General features: G+C 59.1%; 18 protein-coding genes, 1 pseudogene and 2 riboswitches. Of the genes and pseudogenes, 6 read left to right on the top strand and 13 right to left on the bottom strand.

What is annotated here, in order from left to right:
- Positions 1-89 precede the first annotated feature (89 nt).
- Positions 90-2,219, top strand: a complete 2,130-nt coding sequence (locus tag GEOBRER4_RS08340) for a lytic transglycosylase domain-containing protein (protein ID WP_185245001.1) — start codon at positions 90-92, stop codon at positions 2,217-2,219.
- Between the two features lie 114 nt (positions 2,220-2,333).
- Here GEOBRER4_RS08340 and GEOBRER4_RS08335 read toward each other — a convergent pair whose 3' ends face one another.
- Positions 2,334-2,564, bottom strand: coding sequence for a hypothetical protein (locus GEOBRER4_RS08335; RefSeq protein ID WP_185245000.1), 231 nt, complete (start codon positions 2,562-2,564; stop codon positions 2,334-2,336).
- A 164-nt stretch (positions 2,565-2,728) separates the two neighbouring features.
- Between GEOBRER4_RS08335 and GEOBRER4_RS08330 the strand changes: the two genes are divergently transcribed.
- Positions 2,729-4,006 (top strand): Hsp70 family protein, encoded by a 1,278-nt coding sequence (locus GEOBRER4_RS08330; RefSeq protein ID WP_185244999.1) that lies wholly within the window; start codon positions 2,729-2,731, stop codon positions 4,004-4,006.
- A 67-nt stretch (positions 4,007-4,073) separates the two neighbouring features.
- Here GEOBRER4_RS08330 and modC read toward each other — a convergent pair whose 3' ends face one another.
- From modC to GEOBRER4_RS08280, 10 genes and pseudogenes are all read right to left on the bottom strand, one after another.
- A complete protein-coding gene (gene modC, locus GEOBRER4_RS08325) occupies positions 4,074-5,129 on the bottom strand; it encodes a molybdenum ABC transporter ATP-binding protein (protein WP_185244998.1) in 1,056 nt (351 codons plus the stop codon).
- A 1-nt stretch (position 5,130) separates the two neighbouring features.
- The gene (gene modB / locus GEOBRER4_RS08320) at positions 5,131-5,814 is read right to left on the bottom strand and encodes a molybdate ABC transporter permease subunit (protein WP_185244997.1); all 684 of its coding nucleotides are present in this window, start codon (positions 5,812-5,814) and stop codon (positions 5,131-5,133) included.
- Positions 5,815-5,861: 47 nt separating this feature from the next.
- Positions 5,862-6,496: pseudogene (gene modA, locus GEOBRER4_RS08315) on the bottom strand (molybdate ABC transporter substrate-binding protein).
- A 107-nt stretch (positions 6,497-6,603) separates the two neighbouring features.
- On the bottom strand, positions 6,604-8,001 hold the full coding sequence (locus tag GEOBRER4_RS08310; RefSeq protein ID WP_226377928.1) for a DVU_1553 family AMP-dependent CoA ligase: 1,398 nt from the start codon (positions 7,999-8,001) through the stop codon (positions 6,604-6,606).
- Positions 7,998-9,413 (bottom strand): radical SAM (seleno)protein TrsS, encoded by a 1,416-nt coding sequence (gene trsS / locus GEOBRER4_RS08305; protein ID WP_185244996.1) that lies wholly within the window; start codon positions 9,411-9,413, stop codon positions 7,998-8,000. Before trsS ends, GEOBRER4_RS08310 begins: the two co-directional genes overlap by 4 nt.
- Before the next feature lie 4 nt (positions 9,414-9,417).
- Positions 9,418-9,858, bottom strand: coding sequence for a DVU_1555 family C-GCAxxG-C-C protein (locus GEOBRER4_RS08300; RefSeq protein ID WP_185244995.1), 441 nt, complete (start codon positions 9,856-9,858; stop codon positions 9,418-9,420).
- Positions 9,855-10,562, bottom strand: coding sequence for a DVU_1556 family methyltransferase (gene trsM, locus GEOBRER4_RS08295; protein ID WP_226377927.1), 708 nt, complete (start codon positions 10,560-10,562; stop codon positions 9,855-9,857). The genes GEOBRER4_RS08300 and trsM overlap by 4 nt, the downstream gene beginning before the upstream one ends.
- A gap of 20 nt (positions 10,563-10,582) precedes the next feature.
- Complete coding sequence (locus tag GEOBRER4_RS08290; protein WP_226377926.1) at positions 10,583-11,077, bottom strand: DVU_1557 family redox protein; 495 nt, start codon at positions 11,075-11,077, stop codon at positions 10,583-10,585.
- 67 nt (positions 11,078-11,144) lie between these two features.
- Entirely contained in the window at positions 11,145-11,678 is a 534-nt protein-coding gene (locus tag GEOBRER4_RS08285) for a 4Fe-4S dicluster domain-containing protein (RefSeq protein ID WP_085813029.1), read from the bottom strand.
- A complete protein-coding gene (locus GEOBRER4_RS08280) occupies positions 11,665-13,635 on the bottom strand; it encodes an aldehyde ferredoxin oxidoreductase C-terminal domain-containing protein (protein WP_085813030.1) in 1,971 nt (656 codons plus the stop codon). Before GEOBRER4_RS08280 ends, GEOBRER4_RS08285 begins: the two co-directional genes overlap by 14 nt.
- Before the next feature lie 454 nt (positions 13,636-14,089).
- Positions 14,090-14,210: riboswitch (molybdenum cofactor riboswitch) on the bottom strand.
- 106 nt (positions 14,211-14,316) lie between these two features.
- Positions 14,317-14,438: riboswitch (molybdenum cofactor riboswitch) on the bottom strand.
- A 405-nt stretch (positions 14,439-14,843) separates the two neighbouring features.
- Between GEOBRER4_RS08280 and GEOBRER4_RS08275 the strand changes: the two genes are divergently transcribed.
- The 4 genes from GEOBRER4_RS08275 to GEOBRER4_RS08260 all read left to right on the top strand — a co-directional run bounded on the left by GEOBRER4_RS08275 (position 14,844) and on the right by GEOBRER4_RS08260 (position 19,347).
- Positions 14,844-15,272, top strand: coding sequence for a MarR family winged helix-turn-helix transcriptional regulator (locus GEOBRER4_RS08275; protein WP_185244994.1), 429 nt, complete (start codon positions 14,844-14,846; stop codon positions 15,270-15,272).
- A 13-nt stretch (positions 15,273-15,285) separates the two neighbouring features.
- Positions 15,286-16,551: a TolC family protein gene (locus tag GEOBRER4_RS08270; protein WP_185244993.1), complete on the top strand. Its 1,266-nt coding sequence runs from the start codon at positions 15,286-15,288 to the stop codon at positions 16,549-16,551.
- A gap of 51 nt (positions 16,552-16,602) precedes the next feature.
- The gene (locus GEOBRER4_RS08265; protein ID WP_185244992.1) at positions 16,603-17,703 is read left to right on the top strand and encodes an HlyD family secretion protein; all 1,101 of its coding nucleotides are present in this window, start codon (positions 16,603-16,605) and stop codon (positions 17,701-17,703) included.
- 90 nt (positions 17,704-17,793) lie between these two features.
- The gene (locus GEOBRER4_RS08260) at positions 17,794-19,347 is read left to right on the top strand and encodes a DHA2 family efflux MFS transporter permease subunit (RefSeq protein ID WP_185244991.1); all 1,554 of its coding nucleotides are present in this window, start codon (positions 17,794-17,796) and stop codon (positions 19,345-19,347) included.
- A gap of 79 nt (positions 19,348-19,426) precedes the next feature.
- Here GEOBRER4_RS08260 and GEOBRER4_RS08255 read toward each other — a convergent pair whose 3' ends face one another.
- Positions 19,427-19,696, bottom strand: coding sequence for a hypothetical protein (locus GEOBRER4_RS08255; protein ID WP_185244990.1), 270 nt, complete (start codon positions 19,694-19,696; stop codon positions 19,427-19,429).
- A gap of 38 nt (positions 19,697-19,734) precedes the next feature.
- Entirely contained in the window at positions 19,735-20,016 is a 282-nt protein-coding gene (locus tag GEOBRER4_RS08250; RefSeq protein ID WP_085813041.1) for a peptidylprolyl isomerase, read from the bottom strand.
- Between the last annotated feature and the right edge of the window lies 1 nt (position 20,017).

The following is a 20,017-nucleotide window of genomic DNA, read 5'->3' as shown; positions in this document are numbered from 1 at the left end:
CTTTCCCCTCTCAATTGCCCATTGCCTTTTCGCCTTCGCTTCGGTAAAAATACGGGTCGAGCTTTTTTGCCGCACCCAAGGGAGAAATGATGTTTAACCGCACCGCCATTGCAGCAGCCGCAGTTCTTCTCTTAACCGCCCTTCCCGCCTCAGCAGTGACCTTCAAGCCTGCCGACGAAGCACTGGCAAGCGCCGCCTCCCGCATGCAGGCCAAGGATTACCGCGCCGCGAGAGAAGCCGCGTTGAAAGTAAACGACAGGGGGGTCCGCAGCTTCATGGCCGGTTTCGCGGCGGCTCGCCTGGAGCTGTGGGAAGAGGCGGCGGCCCAGCTTGCCACCGCGGCGGACGACTACCCGATCCTCTCGGACTACGCGCTCTACTACCAGGGGCTCTCCCTAGCCAAGCTGGAGCGGCACGACGAGGCCCTCACCCCCTTGTACCGGCTCCTCAAGCAGCACCCCGACAGCCGTCTGGTGCGTCCCGCCCTGATCCTGTACGCTGACACCCTCGCGGCGGCTGGCCATTACAGTGAGGCGCAGCAGAGCTACTCCAGCTTCGTCGAACGCTACCCGTCCGGCAACGACTCCATCTCAGCGCTCTACGGCTCCGGCCTTTGCAAGGAGAAGCTCGGCGACGCAGCCGGGGCTGCTGCCATGCTACGCCGCGTCTATCTCAACTACCCCGCGTCGCCTTTTTCGGACAAATCCGCCCGCGAGCTGCAGCGGCTTGGCAGCGCCGGGACCAAGATCGAACCCTACACCAGCGCCGAGCTCCTAAAGCGCGGCGGCACCCTGTACGGACTGGGGCGCTACCTGCAGGCGGCAGAGGCCTACGCCGGGATACCTCTGGCAGGGGAGAGCCCTGAATTCGTCGCCAAGCTCAAGCTGAAGAAGGGACAGGCGCTCTACAAGGCAAGGCGCTACCAGCAGGCGCAGGCAACCTTTTCCAACATCTCCGGCGCCCGCCACGAGCCTGACCTCTGGCTGGCGCGGACCCTGGACAAGACCGGGGAGCAGGATGAGGCGTTCAAGCTCTACATGCAGCTGGCGCAGGACCGCGAATGCGGCGACGTCTCGCATGAGGCGCTTTTGGAGGCGGCGTACCTGAAAAGGTTCCAGCGGAAATGGAGCGAGGCCCAGCCGCTTTTCCAGCAGTACCTGGCAGCCGTCCACCAGAAGCCTTCCAGCGTGCTCTGGGAAGCTGCCTGGGCCAGCTACCAGTCCCGCAACTACGACGCCGCCGCCGCGCAATTCAAAAAGCTCAGCGAGCGCGACGACCTGCGGGAAAAGGCTCTTTACTGGCTGGGCAAGGCCCTCTCAGCCACCGGCGACACCAAAGGCGCCCAGGAAGCATACGCGATCCTGGCCGCGGAATTCCCGCTGGGGTACTACGCCCTGATCAGCAACAACCACGCGGGCGAAGAGCTGCCGCTACCGCCGAAGAGCATCATGGACGCCCTCCCCATGCCTTCCGGGTTCGAGCGTGAGAAGGCGCTTATTTCGCTGGGACTCTACGACGAGGCGGTCAAGGAGCTTTCGATCAGCAGGAAGAACAGGAGCGCGGCGGGGGTCGCCCGACTCTACCTGGAGATGGAGAACTTCAACGGCGCCTACCACGCCATGTCCAAGGAGAAGCCAAAGCGAGGCGACAAGGACAACGCCACCACCTGGGGGGTCACCTATCCGCTTGCATTCAAAGAGGATGTTGCGCGCCACGCCGCCGCCAACGCCGTACCGGAAAGCCTCGTTTACGCCGTGATGCGCCAGGAGAGCAACTACTTCCCGGCGGCCCTGTCGCCCGTCGGCGCCGTGGGGCTGATGCAGATCATGCCCGCCACCGCAGAAGCGATGTCGAAGGGGGACTCCAAGCGGCTGACCACCCCGGAGCTGAACATAAGGCTCGGCACGCGGCACCTCAAAGACCTGCTGCAAAGCTACGACCGCAACCTCACCCTCGCGATCGCCGCCTACAACGCCGGGTCAGGCAACGTGAACAGATGGCAGAAAGGGTATGGCCACCTGCCGCAGGACGAATTCGTGGAGAGCATCCCCTTCAAGGAAACGCGCGAGTATGTGAAGAAAGTGGTGACTGGCATGGAGATCTACCAGCGGCTGTACCGCCTTCCCCCATTCCAGCAGCCGGAATTACAGAAGAAGGTGCGGCCGGCAGGCGAACAGCCCGGCGAGCAGAAAGTGGCGCAGGCCGTACCGATACCGTAGAAGACGGGCAAGAGTGGAAAGATGATCAAAAAAAGAGGCTCCCTTCACCTTAACCGGTGAGGGAGCCTTTCTTTTCCTGGCCCTGAAGCTGCGGCTTGCTACCGGCGGGTAGGGTTACTTATCGGCGGGGGGAGCGGCCGAGGCTGTTGCAGAAAGCCCGCCTGCCTCGCCGCTGCGCTCGCTTATTACCGCGTCCCGCACGTTCAGGTCCACCACCAGGCTCGCGCATCTACGGTTGTATTCCAGAGTGTCCTTGCCGACAAGCTCCTTCGCCTCAGCCTGCAACAGCGCCACGGTGTTGTTGTTTTCCGATACGTGTTCGTCGAGGGCCAGCCGCCGATGCATCAAGTCGTCCTGGAGATCCAGACAAGCCTTGTACTCCTGGGGGGTTCCCCGCTGCTTCCGCGCCGCGCTAATAAAAAAGCGCACCTAAAATAAATCACATCCTCAAACAATGCTAGTAAAACAGATGGTTCAACGATTCTTCGCCATCAGGAGCAGCTAAACCCATGCAGACAGTTTTCGGTATCGACTTCGGCACCACCAATTCAGCCCTCTCCATTCACCGCAACAACCAGGTCGAAGTCGTGAACCTCGACGAGCTGGGCGCCGGCAGCGCGCTGATGCGCTCGGTCCTTTACTTCACCGAAGACCAGGAGGTCTTCGCCGGCCAGGAGGCGATCAGCACCTACATCAGCGAAGGGGCAGCAGGGAGGTTCATGCAGTCGATCAAGACCTTCCTCCCCAACAGCAGCTTTGAAAGCACCGAGGTCTTCGGAAGGAAGTACGGCATCGACGATCTGGTAGCGATCATCCTGCGGAAGATGAAGAAGGCCGGGGAGCAGTACGCCGGCTGCAGCGTCGACACCGTAGTGCTGGGGCGGCCGGTCCTCTTTTCCGAGGACGCTGCCAAGGACTCGCTGGCCCAAAGGCGCCTGGAACAGGCGGCGAGGAAGGCAGGCTTCAGACAGATCTTCTTCCAGTGGGAACCGGTGGCGGCAGCTCTTGCCTACGAGGAATCTCTGGCAGCGGGCCAGGAAAAGCTCGTCTTCATCGGGGACTTCGGCGGGGGCACCTCCGACTTCACGGTCATCAAGGTGCGCGGCGGCGATTTCGCCCGCTCCGACCGCCGCAGCGACGTCCTCTCGCTGGGAGGCGTCTACACGGCCGGGGACAAGTTCGATTCGCAGATAATGTGGGAGCGGGTTGCCAAGTACTTCGGCCGGGGCGTCAGATACAAGGCGATGGGAAAGGACGAGCTGTTCGACATCCCCCTCAGCATCATCCAGACCCTGTGCCAGTGGCACAGGATTCCGCTTTTGCGAGCAAGGAAAACAAGGGAACAGATCAGGCTGATCAAACATGCCGCGACTGACAAGAAGGCGATCGAGAACCTAGAGCACCTGATCGGCGACAACTACGGCTTCTTCCTGTTCCAAGCCATAGAAAAGGCGAAGTGCGAGCTCTCCGAGGAGGAGTTGAGCCACGTCCTTTTCAGCGAGCGCGACCTAAGCATCGCCGAACCGGTGACGAGGCGGGATTTCGAGGAGATGAACGAAGAGAACCTGGCGAAAATCGCCGGTTGTGTGGACGAGGTGGTGAGGAAATCAGGCGTCCCGCACCGCGGTATCGACACCGTCTTTCTGACCGGCGGGACCTCGCGCATCCCTATGATCCGCAGGCTCTTCGAGGAGCGCTTCGGCGCAGAGAAGCTGGAGCAAAAGAACGCCTTCACCAGCGTGGTCCACGGATTGGGGACCAGCGTCCCGCTCTTCGTGGCATCGTGACCGGGAGGACGGTCAAACCGCTAAGCCAAAACAGACTCTGGGGAACCGATGCATTACCGACATCAAGCTAACCTCTTCTTCGAAAAGCAGAAGCCTTGATTGCCACATAAAGCTCACTGCCGACACCAATATCGAGTTCGTCTGCTGCCTGATTAACAACCTCTGCGACCAATCGTCCGTCGCCACTGGCCAGTTCCACCCCAACTTTGTTACCGGAATTAAAGGTATTGATTACGTTGCATTTCAGCAGGTTCCGCGCGCTGATTACCTCGGGGTGTTTCTTGCACAGTATGATGTCTTTGGATGAGAGTTCGAAAAGCGCCTCAGGCTGATCACTGCCGGCGGAGATAAGGAGCTCGTCGGCGCCCCAACTGTAAGCGTACAGGTCATTTGCCTTGCGACGGCGGGTGAGTTTTAACAGATTAATGTAGCCTACCGGACTTTCATCCATGCGGGAACGGGCAAGCTGCTCGGATGTCGTCTGTGCGACGATCGCGCCCCCCGATACAACAACAACCTGCTCTGCCATAAGTCGCGTCTCCACCAGAGAATGCGAGATGAAGAGGTAAGGAATCCGCATCTGCTCACTGACCCTCTTGAGATAGGGGATGATCTGAAACCTGAGAGTATCGTCAAGCGCAGACAGAGGCTCGTCCATAAGGAGAAGCCGGGGATTCGAAAGCAAAGCCCGCCCCAGCGCCACCCGCTGTTTCTCGCCACCGGAAAGGTTGTTGATGCCACGGCTCAGAAGCTCCCTGAGGTTGAGCACCTCTACCAGGGTTTCGAAGTCAATGCTGCGATGCTCCGGCTTGCTGCGCCTGTATCCATACAGCAGATTAGCCTTCACGTCCAGATGAGGGAAGAGACAGTGTTGCTGAAATACAATGGCGATCCTGCGTTGTTCCGGCGGAACATCGATCGTTTTGCTGCTGCTGAAGAAGCAGTGCCCATCGACGCTGATTTCCCCCCGGTCCGGCTGATGCAACCCCGCCAGCAATCCGACCAGGGTCGATTTGCCGCTACCCGATGCGCCGAAGATGCCTATCCGTTCACCTGCCATTGTCACATCGGCCTGCAGCGAAAAGCTTCCCAGCTGTTTCTCTACTGCAATCCGGATTTCCATTTCACCTCCTCCTTGCCAGCTTCTTGCCGAAGACTTCATGACAGAAGAGAACTACCACTGAGATGGCGATGGACACGGCACAAAGCGAAAGTGCAAGTGTTTCGCTTGTCGGAGAACTGGCATAGTCGTAGATGGCCAGTGGGATGGTCTGGGTCACGCCAGGAATATTGCCGGCCACAATGATTGTCGCGCCGAATTCTCCCAGGCTGCGGGCGAACATGAGGGAGGAACCGGCCACGATCCCGTGCAAAGAAAGCGGCAGAATCACGGTGACTAGCGTGTCATGCCACGGGGCGCCGAGAGTTCGCGATGCCTGAATCAGTTGCATGTCTATGGACTCCATCCCGATTCTTATGGACCTTACCAACAGCGGGAATCCGACACAGGCAGACGCAATAACCGCAGCCTTCCAGGTAAAGATGAGACGGATGCCGGCTGCATCCAGCAGCGAACCGAGCCACCCGTTCTTGCCTAGCAGCAGAAGAAGTAAGTAGCCTATTACCACGGGAGGGAGCGTTAACGGCAGGTTAACCATCACTTCAAGCAGCACTTTTCCCTTGAAATGACGAAAGGTAAGCAGGTAGGCGAAGGCAACCCCAAAAGGAAGCGATACGGCCATAGCGGCCGCGGCCACCTTTATGGAGAGCCATATGGCATCGTAATCGGTGCTTGTCAGCGCGAGCATTTGCATCTCCAGGATAAAAACGGGAGTTTCGATTCAGGTTGCCTGCGCTATTTCAGGGCAAAGCCGTATTTTCTCAGAACGACTTTGGCCTCTGCACTCTGGAGGAATCTGTAAAACGTGGCTGCGTCAGCGTTTCTTGCTCCGGTTACAGTCAAAGCCATGGGATAGATCACCCGCGGATAAAGCCCTGGGGAACAGTGAAGAGTACAGCCGCCTTCTTTGCCTGCAGCGCATCGGTCCGGTAGACAAATGCGCCGTCCACCTCTCCCCGTTCGGCGTAATTGAGACAGTCACGCGCGTCCCTTGCCAGGACCAGCTTGTTCTCCACCTCTTTGTCCGTTCCGGATCTTCTGACAGCCTCCATGGCATATGCTCCAGCGGGCACACTATTTGGACTGCCGATAGCGATCCTCTCCAGTTTGGAAAGGTCACGCATGCCGGACACCTTCTTGCCGGAAGAGCCTATAAGAACGAGCGTATTGTGGGTGAAGGTGCCGATACTCGCCGCTTCGATAAGCTTCTTGTTCTTCAAATAGCTCATCCACTCAAGGTTTGCCGAGATGTACATGTCGGATGGCGCACCGTTTTCTATCTGCTTTGCCAGAGCGCCGGACCCGCCGTAATTCTTCAGAAACCTGACGCCCGGATTCTTTGCGGCAAAACCGTCGGTCAGTTCATTCACAACGTCCTTGAGACTGGCGGCGACGGACAGTTTGACCTCGCCAGCCAATACCTGCGCCGGCAAAAGCAGAAGGGTGAAAAGACACAGCAGCTTGGTCGTCGAATTTTTCATCTATTTATCCTCTTGCCCTCATTCAACCGGGAAGCGTGGATATGACGGCTAGCCGTCAGGGTGAACGAGTCTCCGCGCCTGTCCAGGATTTGGCGCTTGGCGACGCCAGTCCCCGGCCATCCGGCCGGAGAGAACCCGATGCTCCCCAATGCCAGAACCTTGTCCCGCCAAAGCGCACTCGTGGCATCGTGGCTGAGCAGGGCCGACCTTGCCTTTCGGGCTACCTGCGCCTCCTCCCCTTCAACCGTTTGAAAGCAGAGTCGAAGCTGGTCCCGCCCTACCCTCACCTCAAGCTCAGCCATGTAGTCCAGCACACCCGGAATCGCGAAGAGCGTCTCGTCTAAGTCACTCATTCGAAGACGCCTCCCATCCTTGAGGGAAACCTCCGCGGCGATCCTCCCTTGCACCCGTCCCAGACGTTTCAATACGGTGCCGCAGGGGCATGGGTCCTTGATAAGGCGTGCCAAATCACCGGTCCGGTAACGCACCAGCGGCATCCCGCGGCGGGAGAGGGTCGTGAACACCACCTCCCCTTCCTCCCCGTTGGCCACCGCCAGTCCGGTGCCAGGATCGATGATCTCTGTGTAGAGATCCGCCTCGCGCAAGTGGTACCCCTCCGCTGCCTGGCATTCGACACCTCCTCCCAGACCGGTCTCGGTCATGCCGTAATGCGTCAGCACCCGGCAGCCCCAAAGCTGCTCCAGCTCACGTTCGATAGCCTCAGGAACGTAATCGGTGGAAAGAAGGACGCTCTCCACCCACCCCCTCGGAATCGCCCCCTCAAGGTCCCCGCGTGCAAGGGCCAGCATCTGGGTAGGAATTCCGACCAGGCAGGGGCGGGGGTGCTTCATTATTTCCGCTCGCGCCGCAGCCGGGTCACGCACCGGTCCCCAGACCACCGGGTTAACCTTTGTCCTGACCAGGGCCCGCGCCAACAGGTCCCCCACGCTGTCCCGCAACTCCCCGGGGAGAAAGACGATCACAGTGGCGCCCGGATCCACCAAGGTCGCCATCCCGTGAGCGAAGAAGTCAACGGTAGCCTCCAGATCCTCAGCGGTGAAAAAAATCCTCTTAGGCTGGCCGGTGGTCCCCGAACTATGCAGCGTTACCACCCTTTCGATCTCGTCCTGCGACGTGCAGAGCATCCTCCTCCCCTGCTCCCGAAGGTCGTCGGCGGTCGTGAAGGGAAGCCGGGAGAAGTTTTCAAGGTCCATGGCAGAGCCCGAGTCGATGCCGGAGAAGAGATCGCAGTAAAAGGGGCTTTTTTCCCTGACGTAGGCGACGGTTTCCCTCAGTTTCATCAATTGATACCGGTCGATTTGTTCAGCGAGGGTGCCGTCATGGTTGCCGGCCACCTTTCCGCGGAGCCATTCCTCAAGCGGCGTCTTTTTCATAATCCTCCTCCTGGCTTTATTCTGTAGAGGCTTTTCCCCTCCCGGCTGGTGAGGTTGTAGGCGCAGAAGGGAACCAGCCTCCCGTCCGGGGATATCACCGAGATGCAGCATCCCCTGAGCCGTTCCAGGTCGAGGTTCTCGGCATCCTGAAAGGCCATGGCGGAAATGGTGAAACTCCTGGCGGAGACATCCTTTATAAAAACGTCCAAGTCGACCGGGCCTTCGACCCGGTTGGCTGCAGGTCCGGTCCCGCCGCAGCAGCCCGATCCGGAAGACAAAGGTGCATTGAGTAATTTGGCTCCGGGGGGCAGCTTCCAGCGGCGAGATACCGTATCCACGGTTTGCCTGATGCCCCCGCTGCCACAATCGGTCGTACAGCAGGAGTCGCCTCCCGCCGCCCCCAGCGGGCGCAGTCCGCCGTTGGCCGAGTAAACGTAGGTGGCGTGCAAGGAGCAGTGGGCATGTTCACCACCGGGGGGAGAAAAATCCTCGACCTTGAGCAGTTCCCCGCTTTGTTCTTCGAGGCACCTCATCAGCTCGGGAAGGGTGAACCTGTCTGCACCGCACTCTTGCTCGGGGAATCGGCCGAAATAGCTGACCGGCTGAAAATGGATGCCCCGAACGACTGGCGCGAGCTGCAGAGCTTGCCGCACTAGGGCTCCGACAGCTTCGGTGTTTACCCCTCTCACCAGCGTCGGGACCAGGACAACCCCGAGGCCGGCCTCTCCTGCATTTCTGACGGCCAAAAGTTTCTGCTCCAGAAGCGCCTCCCCCCTCAAGATTAGATAAATCTCGTCGTCGACCCCGTCGAACTGGAGAAAGACCGACGAAAGCCCAGCCGCCCGCAGCCGTTGCGCGTAATCTTTGTCACTGGCAAGGCGCAGGCCGTTGGTATTTAACTGGATGAACGAGAACCCGATCCGCCGCGCAGTTTCCACGATCTCCGGAAGGTCGTCCCGCAGGGTCGGCTCGCCCCCCGACAACTGCAGGCTGCACGCCCCTGCCGCCGCCATGGCCCGTTCCAAAAGCCACGAGATCTGCTCAAGAGAAGGATCCTCTGCGCCCTTAGGGCCGGCATCGGCGAAGCAGACCGCGCATTGCAGGTTGCAGCGGTCCGTCACTTCAAGCAGGACCGAACAGGGGAGCTGCCGGTGGTCGCTGCAGAGGCCGCAATCGAAAGGGCACCCCTTGTCGAGGGTTCCATAGCAGATATCGGGATGGACAGGTGTCTTAGGTCTGCGCCATTTGGCCATTGATGGCTCTCCGCGCCAGATGAGGGTCTTGAAAGAGCCGTGTTCGGCGCACCGCTTCACCTGGAACACCTCGTCGCCTGCCAGCACTCGTTCGGCCGGAATTCTTTCGAGGCAGACGGGGCAGACGCTCTCGGTTGCATCGGAACTGGTTATTTTCATGACATCATCCTTTGCTGCCCACTGCGGGGTCGAACCCGTGGCTCACCAGAATTTCCATGCATTTGTCATAGGTTTCAGCCACAATCTGCCCGCATTTGCCGTGACTGGGATACTTCTCAAGAATTTCATCGCAGCGCGTCCCGCCGTACTCGCGGGAGGCCACCTCCCTAAACCACCCTGCCAGTTCGCCCATCATCGTCATATGCCGCTCGTCCGGCGCCTCTTCTTCACCCCCCTTGCCCGAATAAAGGGAGATGACGCAGGCTCCCCCCGACAGGGCTCCGCAGAACTCGCCGCTCCAGTTGCCGAAGCAGAGTCCCCCGACGGACCTTACCAAATCGTCATTAGTCTTCCCTTGGGCCTTAAGGGCGAGCATTACGATGAGTTGTGCGCAGCAGTACCCTTTGGGCTTCAGCTTTATAAGTTGCAGGAATACGTCGTTCATGATGGTCCCTCCGTTCCATTTCCGGCTGCGTCAAAAGACGCCCCCCCTTTTCCGGCAACCAGAAGGTAGTAGCTGATTCCTCTGTTCATTACTTCTTTCTTTTCCTGGCCGCATCCCCATAACTGCGGCAGAGATTTACCGGCGAAGATCATGCGGACGGCGAACTCCTTAAGCAACCGGTCATGCACTTCCCAAAGCAAAACGGTGAACCCGCGCCTCGATAGTGAGTCAATGAGCTCCGCTCGCGACAGGAGCCCACCCGCTTCGCCCCCCCCGGCTTTTTTGAATACATCGCTTAAGACCAGAAAGCCTCCGTCCTTCACCACCCGCGCAAACTCATCGAGAGCCGCCAGCTTGTCGCCAACGATTGAAAGGACGCACTCACAGAAGAGGGCCTCGATGCTTTCTTTCTCGAAGGGGAGTTTTTCCGCCCGGCCGTAGACGAGTCGAGCGGTTTCCAGTCTCGTGGCAGCCACCGCAAGAAGCGTCAGTGAAGCGTCGACCCCTACCAGCCTGAAAAGGCGGCTCCGTTCAAGGTGCTGCAGGGTTCCTCCAGCGCCGCAGCCTATATCGGCGACCACAGAGCCCGCTGGAAGATTGCAGACCTCCAACGCCCTATCGGTCAGCAGTGGGCCTCCGGGACGCAGGCATTGCCCCACGGCGTCATGAATCTCCTTCCAGTCAAAAGCAGCATCGTGCATCATTGTCACCTTCCCGGCGGTCGCTACTTGTCTTCCAGCGCCTGCTCTGCCTCAGCCACTTTGCCTATAGCCAGTTCCTCGTCAATGAGTATGAATCCGCAGCCCGAGCAGGCCGGAAGATTGATGGGGAATATAGACTGCATGTACTGAAGCCTGACTGTTTGAACTTCGAGGGGAGTCCGGCACTGGTCGCAATGCCAGTCGCTCCCGGCTCCGGACTTGACCCATTCTTTCGTGCTTCCGCTCGACTTCAGCACCATCCTGTGCGAATAGGCGGTGAAGACACGAAAGACCTCACCGTTCTGGCTGTACTCCACCCAATAGGTGACCGATTTTGGGCGGTAGAAGGCGAGAGCACGGCCAGTGCCACGGTGGACCAGTTTCTTCCCGGTCGCCTCGGCGTGATGGATGACTCTTTGCACGTCGCCTCTCTGGATCAGGCGATCCTCCAAAAGGCGCTCACCCTCATCGGAGACATCTAAAACAATCTGCTCATAAGAGTTCATAGGTTCTTTCATCCAGATGCATCTCCCCCCGGCGTTAGCCGGGGGGCTCGTGTTGTATTAACGGTTCTGCAACCCGAAGCTATCCCTTCTTTGCCATGCGGGTGACGGTGTCTATTACCGTTTGCAACCCATGTTTCTTTGCGAATTGTTCGAGGCCGATCTCCATCTGGGTCATATTCGGTTTTTCCTCTTCCACTTCCTCTTCGCGTTCCTCATAGCTCAGGGCGTCGACCAGACACCACTTGACGCAGATCGGCTCATCTTCGCCATCGCACATGTCGCACTTGAGAGGAAGGCCGGAGTCAGGTTCCTTGAACAGGTCCCTTGCCGGGCAGGAAGCCCTGCAGGAATCGCACTCCCGGTATTCCTTGCCGTCGATTATGTACTTGTTTCTCCCCATGCACTCGGCTTCGGTATACTCGCCGGCGAAAACGGGAAGCCAGATGTCCCCCAGCCGGTCGGTGATGATCTGGATGCGGGACCGTCCCGGATTGTTACTGCTGTAGGGCGGAACCGCGTGGAAAGCCGAGCACATCACCTCACAGGTCCGACAACCGTTGCACTTGTCCGCATTGACAGTGATAGTTCTGATCTTTTTCTTAATTTTCGCCATTTTTCAGTATCCCCCTCATTTCCAAATCGTTAGCGACGTAGCCCAGACCCAGCTCTTCCAGCTTTTCTCTAGTGGGAATACCGTCTTCGTTCCATCCCTTGTATTTGTAATAGGTCGACAACAGTTCTTCTTCCAGTTCCGGGAATCTCTTTTTCCAGTGATCCTGTGGCGGCTTCTCGTCGGCCCTTCTGATCCCTTTCCTGTTGTTGTATGCCCTGTGGAGGTTCCGGTTCCTGTTGGCGATTTCTTTCAGCCCATCCTCGTCCAGGTCCATTCCGGTCGCGGCAGAGATCAATTTGGGGTAGTTGTGAATGTGGTAGGGAGGTTTCAGGCAGAACGACGACATGCCGCAGCACATACCTACCGCATCGTCGATGTTGTGCATCATCTCCATCCAGTCGACGATTTCGGAGCACATGTCAGGCGTCGGATAATAAGGGATCGACTTTTCTCCCCTCAGTTCCCAGTCCAGCACATACTGCTTGAACCCTTCGTGGGGAATCTGGGGCCAATCCCTTACGAACTCCTCTCTCTGCTCCATGGTCGGAAAAGCAGACTGGGGCCACTGCCCTTCCATCTGGGTGATGCTTATCTTCTCGTTGGTGGAGTACATGAGGAAATAGAGCGGATCCAGCGTTCCGAGCTTGACCGGGAGCTGCTCGTGCTTCTTGATGGTGTTGTGATCGAAGGCCTCGGCGCCGTTGCCGATCTTGCGGGCGGCGAAATAGACGCCGTCAGCCAGCACGTCGCCGATTCCTTCCCGCCGCACGACCCTGTCGAGGAGCCAGAAGAATCTCCCCTCCTTATCCGACGGGCAGCCGGCGAAGTCCTTGTCCGTCAGGATGCCGGCTTCATAAAGTTCAACGGCGAAGGCCAGAATTTGGGGAGTAGAGAAGGAGTCGACGCCATACTCAGTGGCGCGTTGAAGTATTTTCCAGGAAAAGTCCAAGTCATCGACGTAGGCCGCCATTGCATAGGTGAGTTTCCCGAAGCACTTCGCCATGTATCTCGGCGTGTCTTTGTGGGATATCAGAGCCCCGCAATGCGTGGGACAGTTAAAGCAGCTTATCAACCGCTTTACCGCGGCGTGCTGTGACTTCGACCAGGACTCGTCGATTTCTTCGGTCCAGAAGTCTCTTCTCCGGGTGCGTGCATTGCCCCAGGCAAAGTTCTCTGTGTGCCACTTTTCGTCCGTGTGCAGCATCTCCTGCGGAGACCCGATGCCGGACAAGATGGTCATCACGTCCTTGATGGGGTTGGCCCATCTGTACTTGATGTAGTCCGTCACCCCCTTCATCTGTTCCATAAACTCATCTGGCCGGGCGAGATAGATGTCCTTTGTCCCGCGAACGGCAATTGCCTTTATCTTCTTGTCTCCCATGACAGCGCCGCCGCCGAGCCTGCTGGCGCTCGACCTGGACTGCTCGATGGAAGCCGTGAAGACGCGGTTCTCCCCGGCAAGGCCGATGGCTGCGACCTGGGCTTTGGGCAGATTCAGTTCTTTGCGGATGAGTTCCTGAGTTTCAACAGCGCCTCGCCCCTGCAGATGCGAGGCGTCGCGTATCTCCACCTTGTCGTTGTTGATGTACAGGTACACCCAGTTGGGTGACTTGTTCTTGAAGATCACCTTGTCATAGCCGGCGTATTTGAGTTCAGCTGCGAAAAATCCCCCCATCATCGGGTACGCCAAGGTTCCAGACTGCGGCGAAACGAAGGTGACGACAGAACGGTTGGCACTGAAAGCAGGCGTAGCGTTTAAAAGACCGGTGCTGAAGATAAGGTGATTTTCAGGGTCAAAGGCCTTAACCTCTGGCGGGACCCTGTCCCAGTGTTCCTTGATGCTGGTACCCAACCCGCCAAGATGAAGTTGCATCAGCTTGGGGTCGGTCGCTACACGCTCGATATTTCCCGTCGCCAGGTCGATTTCCAGATAGTATCCTGCCTCTGCATATCTCATTTTTACCTCTCTTTAAATGTTCACATTCCATGTCTTGATGTCGGTTTTATCTACCAATGCGCTCGTATCGTCCCTCCTTGGACTCTCCGCGTTTCATTCACCCTCTTCCACCCGGAGGCAGGTCCTGACTGAATGCTGGCAAAAGCCTCCGCACGGTTCATTGATGCTGATTCCCTGCCTGCAAAGATTTTGTTCCATCACCTTAGGGTCGACCGCCACCCGATCTATGTTTCCTGTCATGATGTCTACTTCGAGATAACATCCAGCCTCTGTGTATTTCATTTTCCTTTCCTCCTCCCTGTTTTTTGATTTGGTGATCAGCCAATGATGTCGATCTTTGCTGTTGCGTCTGTTGATAGTCGCCAGCGACCGGCGCCCGGTGAGCGAGGTTGGACGCCTCCTACGAAAAAAGGGGCATCTCTGGATAGAGAGGCCCCTTTACGGTCCGGACGCACTCCGGCCGTTGGGGTCTCCTTTGCAAAAGGGAGGCACCGCCGTTTCCAGCGATACCCATAGGCCGGCCCGCCCTGAGGGAGATCCCTTTTAGGCGCCACGGCTCGGAGACTGCTTTTCTGATTTTTGTGGCAGCAAACCCGCCCTCGCTGCGGGTGCGGCTTCTAGTACAACAAACGCAAAAGGGGCGTCTCTGGATAGAGAGGCCCCTTGACGGCTCCGGACGCACTCCGGCCGTTGGGGTCTCCTTTGCAAAAGGGAGGCACCGCCGTTTCCAGCGATACCCGTAGGCCGGCCCGCCCTGAGGGGAAATCCCTTTTAGGCGCCACGGCTCGGAGACTGTTGTTTAGATTTTTCCGCCGCTAAATAAGCTTCCGGGACAGTTACACGACCCTGAGCAGAAGACAGCGTTCCTTGCGGTTCCGGCTCCTGCCGGGTTCACCGCTACAATTTGGGTAAAAAGGTACTTTAATACCATAATGGTGTCAAGCAAAAACAGGAGGGTATAGGAAGATTCGCAGAGGTAAAGATAATGGTCGCACGATATGAGTCTTTCCTACTGGATCAGCATAGACGGTACTGCAACAGAAGCAGCACTGTGCCTGCCAGATATATTGACAGCATACTGATTATATGCATAATGGCACACCTGCCGCGCAGGGCTGTGGTATACTGCCGTTTTTTGCAGCTGCTATAACAGCAACACCGCATCGCTTGCGCGCCGGGGTAACCGCTTCGAGAGAAGGGGGCTTTACATGCCAGCAAGAACACCGATCGAGATAGAGAAGACTCTGGGGTTTCTCCTGTCGAAGGCCTATCAGCGCGCCAGCCTCATCTTCAAGGAGCACTTCGACGATTACGATTTAACTCCGCAGCAATTCGGCCTCTTGGGTTTTCTGTGGCGCGAGGACGGCCTGAGCCAGTCTGTGCTCTCGGCCAGGAGCCAGATCGACAGGACCACCATGGGGGGGCTGATCGACAGGCTGGAAAAGGAGGGGCTCGTGGCAAGGCAGGCGGACCCGGACGACCGCCGCGCCTATCGCATCTGCCTCACGGAAAAGGGGAAGGCGCTGCAGCCGGAACTTACGCCGCTGGCGCTGAAAGCCCAGCGGAAGCTGGTAGCCAAACTGACCCCTGAAGAACAGGAAACCTTGAAGTCGCTGTTGGAAAAGATCCGCAGCTGATCCTGGAGCTTTCATGCGAAGAGCGTTGATCATACTGGCATTGATGGCCCTCACTGGAACAGGCGCGGCAAGGGCCGAGACCCTCACGCTGAAGGAGTGCCTGAACAAGGCGGCTGCCAGCAGCAGGGGACTCAAGGCGAACACCCATGATGTCGCGATCGCCCAGGAACAGATCGCCATCGCCCGCAGCGCAAGGCTCCCCCGGGTGGACCTGCAGGCAGGCTACACCGCCCAGCTTGACGCACAGGCCGTGAAATTCGGCAACGTCGTCCAGGAAACCCAGGATCCCCGCTACCCCTTCCTGAACCTCAGCATCTACAACACCCTGTACGATTTCGGCCGCACCGGCGCGCGCGAGGCGAGAGCCCGTCTGCAGCGCGATGCGGCGCAGTTCTCCCACTCGGGCCAGGAGCAGGACCTGTTCCTGGAGGTGGTGCGCGCCTACTTCGGCATCCTCGCCGCGGATAAGCTGGTCGGCGCAGCCAACGACGAGGTGGTCCAGATGACCGCCCACCAGAAGACGGCGCAGGCGCTGTTCGAGGAGGGTGTGGTGACGCGAAACGACCTCTTGCAGGCCGAGGTGCGCGTGGCTTCCAGCAGGCAGAACCTTTACAGCGCCCTGAACCAGGTCCAAAACGGCTGGCTCTACCTGAACTACCTCACCGGCGCCCCGGCCGGTTACCGCGCCGACCTCCAGGAACAGACGGACATCCCCCCCCTTCCCGACGAGCAGGCGGCACCGGACCTCTCCAGGCGCGGCGAAATCTCGGCCCTCAGGGCCGTGGTCAGTGCTGACGAACAGACCGTCAAAGAGGCAAAAAGCGATTACTACCCCGAGATCTTCGCGAAGTTCGGCCTGGACTACCTGGACAACAGCAAGGTCCGCGAACAGACCATCTATGCGGCCACGCTCGGGCTCAAGGTGAACCTCTTCGACGGTGCCGCCAAGGAAGCGAGGATCCGCCAGGCGGTCGAATCGCGGGCAAGGGACGAGGAGCGGATGAGGGACCTGGAGGACCGGGTCAGGCTCGAACTCTCCACGGCCCAAAACGACATGAAGGTCGCGCTCACAAGGCTCCAGGTCGCCGAGAAGGCGATAGCCCAGGGGGTGGAAAACCTACGCATCACCCGCGACCGCTATCAGGAAAAAGTAGGCACCGCCACCGAGGTCATCGACGCACAGACCCTCCTCACCCAGACCAGGACCGACTACTTTCGCAGCGTCTTCGATCTGCAGGTTGCCGCCGCCCGCGTGAAAAGGGCGACCGGAGAGCTTTGATCACCGGGCAGCAGTTATCCACGACAAGCAACTTTCTTGAGGTTCATATAAATGGCTGAACATACGACCGAGACTACCGAAAATAACGGGGCAAATCCGGCGCCGACTGGCGAGCGGAAGGGCCTGAACAAGAAGCAGCGCGGCGGCATCGTCCTCCTTGTGATCGTCATAATCGGGGCCCTTTTGGGTGTGCACCGGTGGGTCCGGAGCAAGACCCACATCGAAACGGACAACGCGTTCATCGAGTCGCATGTCCACTCCATCGCCAGTCGTGTTCCGGGGCTGGTGCAGCGGGTAGCGGTGGTGGACAACCAGTTCGTGCACAAGGGCGACCTGCTGGTCGAACTTGACCCGTCCGACTACCGGGCGCGCGAGGGAAGCGCTTCGGCTTCCGTGGAAATGGCCAAGAACGAGACCTCAGGCGACTACGCGCAGGTGGAGAGCGCACGGGCCAACGTCGGTTTGGCAACTGCCCGGCTGGAGCAGGCAAACCTGGACCTGAGACGGGCCGAGGCGCTTTTCGCCAAGGAAGTTATTCCCCGCGAGCAGCTGGACCGGCAGCGCACGGCACACCGGGTCGCGCAGATGCAGCTCAAGGAGGCGCAGGAGGCGGAAAAAAAGGCGAAGGCCATGATCGGCATTTCCGGCACCGGCTCCAAGGATGCCAGGGTCGCCGAGAAGCAGGCTGAACTTGAGACCGCACGCCTGAACCTCTCCTATACCCGCATCGTCGCCCCCAGCGACGGCTTCGTGACCAGGAAGGGGGTAGAGCCGGGAAACTACGTGCAGCCGGGCCAGGCGCTCATGGCCGTGGTTGCGCTGGAGGGGGCATGGATCACGGCGAACTACAAGGAAAGCCAGCTGGCTAAGGTGCGGCCGGGTCAGCGCGTCGAGTTCACCGTGGACACCTACCCGGGACGGAAATTCACAGGGAAGGTCGAAAGCATAATGGCTGGAACCGGGGCAGCCTTCTCGCTGCTGCCACCCGAAAACGCCACGGGGAACTACGTCAAGGTGACCCAGAGGATCCCGATCCGGATCGCCATCGACCGCGGCAGCGATCCCGAGCACCTGTTGCGGGTCGGGATGAGCGTGGTCCCCACCATCCTCACCGGCCAGAGCTTCGGCGACGTGGTCGGTTTCGGCCGCTGAACAGATGCGTTACCGAACCGTTTCCTGAGATCCCTCGACACACCTTTTCTCCCTGACGCTGCGAGTTGAAGGACACCCCCTGGCGGCCCCATGAAAAGCGCTGAAGAAAAGAACGTAAACAAGTGGCTCATCACCATCACCGTGATGCTGCCGGCCATCATGGAGATCGTCGACACCTCGGTCGCCAACGTGGCGCTCCCGCACATGCAGGGAAGCCTCAACGCCGGGACCGACGAGGTCACCTGGGTCCTCACCTCCTATCTGGTCAGTAACGCGGTGGTCCTCCCCATGACCGGGTGGCTCGCCCGGATGTTCGGGCGCAAACGGTTTCTCATCACCTGCATCACCCTCTTCACGCTCGCCTCGCTTCTTTGCGGCGCCGCCCCTTCGCTTGGGCTTTTGATCTTCTTCCGCGTCCTGCAGGGGGCCGCCGGCGGCGCGCTGATCCCCATGAGCCAGGCGATCATGATGGAGACCTTCCCCCCCTACCAGCAGGGAATGGCGATGGCCATCTTCGGCGTGGGCGCCATGTTCGGCCCCATCATAGGTCCGGCCCTGGGGGGGTGGATCACCGACAACATGAGCTGGCGCTGGATCTTCTACATCAACATCCCCATCGGGGTCGTCGCCGTCATCATGGCCTCGTTCTTCATCTACGACCCGAGCTACCTGAAACGGACCCGCGTCGCCATCGACTACTGGGGCCTTGCCCTGCTCACCGTGGGGCTCGGGGCCCTGCAGATAGTGCTCGACAAGGGGCAGCAGGACGACTGGTTCAACTCCCCTTTCATCGTCTGTTGCGCCGTGATCACAGCGATCACGCTTACCGCGCTGGTCTACGTCGAGCTGACCCACCCCCACCCCATCGTGAACCTGAGGCTCTTCAAGAACGTCTCCTTTTCCTCCGGGAACCTGATCATGTTCGCAGTCGGATTCTGCCTTTACAGCTCGATCATGCTGATCCCGCTGTTCCTGCAGACTCTCATGGGTTACAACGCCACCATGGCGGGGATGGTGCTGGCTCCGGGCGGCGTCGCCACCTTGATCTGCATGCCCTTCGTCGGGGCCGCGATCCAGCGCTACGACGGCAGGAAGGTGGTCTTCATCGGTCTCATCATAAGCGCCATCTCGATGTTCATCATGCAGCATTTCACGCTGCAGGCAGCCTACAGCGACTTCGTCTGGCCACGCGTAGTGCTGGGGGTGGGCCTCGCCATGATCTTCGTACCTCTTACCACGGTGACGCTGGCGACCATTTCCAAGGAGGAGATGGGGAACGCGACCGGCATCTTCAGCCTGCTGAGGAACATCGGCGGGAGCGTCGGCATAGCCATCGCCGCCACCATGCTGGCGCGCTACTCGCAGTTTTATCAGACGAGCCTGGTCGCACACGTGACCCCGTACAACCCCGTGTTCCAGTCCCAGTTCGGGACGTTGAAGGGAGCGCTCATGGGGCGCGGGCTCGACGCCGTCGCGGCTGAGAAAGGCGCCATGACCGTCATCTACGGCACCGTGAACCGGCAGGCCTACATGCTATCCTACAACAGGATCTTCTTCATCGTGGGGCTTGCCTTCCTCATCATCATCCCGCTTCTGTTTCTTTTGAAAAAGCCAGCCAAGCACCTGCCGCCGCCGGCGCACTGATCCGAACGGGCGCCGCTGAAATAAAAAGAAGGCGGGGTGATCTCTCACCCCGCCTTCTTTGGTTTCCTGCCGGTAGCAGCTACTTTTTCTTTTCCGCCTCTTCAGCGGCGCGCTTCTCGTGGGCCTCGCGGGCCTGCTCCATCTCCGCCCAGTGGGCGTCCCAATCCTTCTTCCTGATGAAGTGGAGCATGAAGCTGCCGGCGACGATGCAGACGCCGAAGAAGAACTGCATCACCCTGAAGCCGTCGGCGACCCCGTAGACCATGCACCCCACACCGACCAGGCCGAGCAGAAAGGGGGCGCTGAAGATCAGATCAAAGACGGACTTTTTCTCTTTATTTTCTGCCATCGGTTCACCTTTTTCCCTGGTAGTTGCCAAAGGCACCCTTAGGCAGTGCGGCTCATGATCTCGATCAGGTGGTAACCGAACTGGGTCTTCACCGGCCCGAGGACCTTGCCGACTTCGCCGCTGAAAACCACTTCGTCAAATTCCCTCACCATCTGCCCCGGGCGGAACTCGCCCAGACGCCCCCCCTGGTTCCCCGAGGGGCAGAGGGAGTTCTCGCGGGCGCAGTCGCCGAAATCGGCCCCTGCTTCTATCTTGGCCTTGAGTGCTACGCACTCCTCTTCGCTGGACACTAAAATGTGACGAGCACTAGCTTTTGACATC

The sequence above is a fragment of the Citrifermentans bremense genome (assembly GCF_014218275.1).
Lineage (GTDB): Bacteria > Desulfobacterota > Desulfuromonadia > Geobacterales > Geobacteraceae > Geomonas > Geomonas pelophila.
The sequence above is the reverse complement of the archived record's forward strand: the minus strand, read 5'-3'. Positions and strand labels throughout refer to the sequence as shown.

What these genes read in the sequence shown, in the direction of transcription:
- GEOBRER4_RS08310 (WP_226377928.1), bottom strand. Translation starts at nt 8,001, where the DNA reads ATGAAAAAGACGCCGCTTGAGGAATGGCTCCGCGGAAAGGTGGCCGGC.
- GEOBRER4_RS08280 (WP_085813030.1), bottom strand. Translation starts at nt 13,635, where the DNA reads ATGAGATATGCAGAGGCAGGATACTATCTGGAAATCGACCTGGCGACG.
- GEOBRER4_RS08250 (WP_085813041.1), bottom strand. Translation starts at nt 20,016, where the DNA reads ATGTCAAAAGCTAGTGCTCGTCACATTTTAGTGTCCAGCGAAGAGGAG.
- GEOBRER4_RS08260 (WP_185244991.1), top strand. Translation starts at nt 17,794, where the DNA reads ATGAAAAGCGCTGAAGAAAAGAACGTAAACAAGTGGCTCATCACCATC.
- modC (WP_185244998.1), bottom strand. Translation starts at nt 5,129, where the DNA reads ATGGAAATCCGGATTGCAGTAGAGAAACAGCTGGGAAGCTTTTCGCTG.
- modB (WP_185244997.1), bottom strand. Translation starts at nt 5,814, where the DNA reads ATGCTCGCGCTGACAAGCACCGATTACGATGCCATATGGCTCTCCATA.
- trsM (WP_226377927.1), bottom strand. Translation starts at nt 10,562, where the DNA reads ATGATGCACGATGCTGCTTTTGACTGGAAGGAGATTCATGACGCCGTG.
- trsS (WP_185244996.1), bottom strand. Translation starts at nt 9,413, where the DNA reads ATGAAAATAACCAGTTCCGATGCAACCGAGAGCGTCTGCCCCGTCTGC.
- GEOBRER4_RS08335 (WP_185245000.1), bottom strand. Translation starts at nt 2,564, where the DNA reads ATGCATCGGCGGCTGGCCCTCGACGAACACGTATCGGAAAACAACAAC.
- GEOBRER4_RS08330 (WP_185244999.1), top strand. Translation starts at nt 2,729, where the DNA reads ATGCAGACAGTTTTCGGTATCGACTTCGGCACCACCAATTCAGCCCTC.
- GEOBRER4_RS08285 (WP_085813029.1), bottom strand. Translation starts at nt 11,678, where the DNA reads ATGGCGAAAATTAAGAAAAAGATCAGAACTATCACTGTCAATGCGGAC.
- GEOBRER4_RS08265 (WP_185244992.1), top strand. Translation starts at nt 16,603, where the DNA reads ATGGCTGAACATACGACCGAGACTACCGAAAATAACGGGGCAAATCCG.
- GEOBRER4_RS08340 (WP_185245001.1), top strand. Translation starts at nt 90, where the DNA reads ATGTTTAACCGCACCGCCATTGCAGCAGCCGCAGTTCTTCTCTTAACC.
- GEOBRER4_RS08275 (WP_185244994.1), top strand. Translation starts at nt 14,844, where the DNA reads ATGCCAGCAAGAACACCGATCGAGATAGAGAAGACTCTGGGGTTTCTC.
- GEOBRER4_RS08255 (WP_185244990.1), bottom strand. Translation starts at nt 19,696, where the DNA reads ATGGCAGAAAATAAAGAGAAAAAGTCCGTCTTTGATCTGATCTTCAGC.
- GEOBRER4_RS08270 (WP_185244993.1), top strand. Translation starts at nt 15,286, where the DNA reads ATGCGAAGAGCGTTGATCATACTGGCATTGATGGCCCTCACTGGAACA.
- GEOBRER4_RS08300 (WP_185244995.1), bottom strand. Translation starts at nt 9,858, where the DNA reads ATGAACGACGTATTCCTGCAACTTATAAAGCTGAAGCCCAAAGGGTAC.
- GEOBRER4_RS08290 (WP_226377926.1), bottom strand. Translation starts at nt 11,077, where the DNA reads ATGAAAGAACCTATGAACTCTTATGAGCAGATTGTTTTAGATGTCTCC.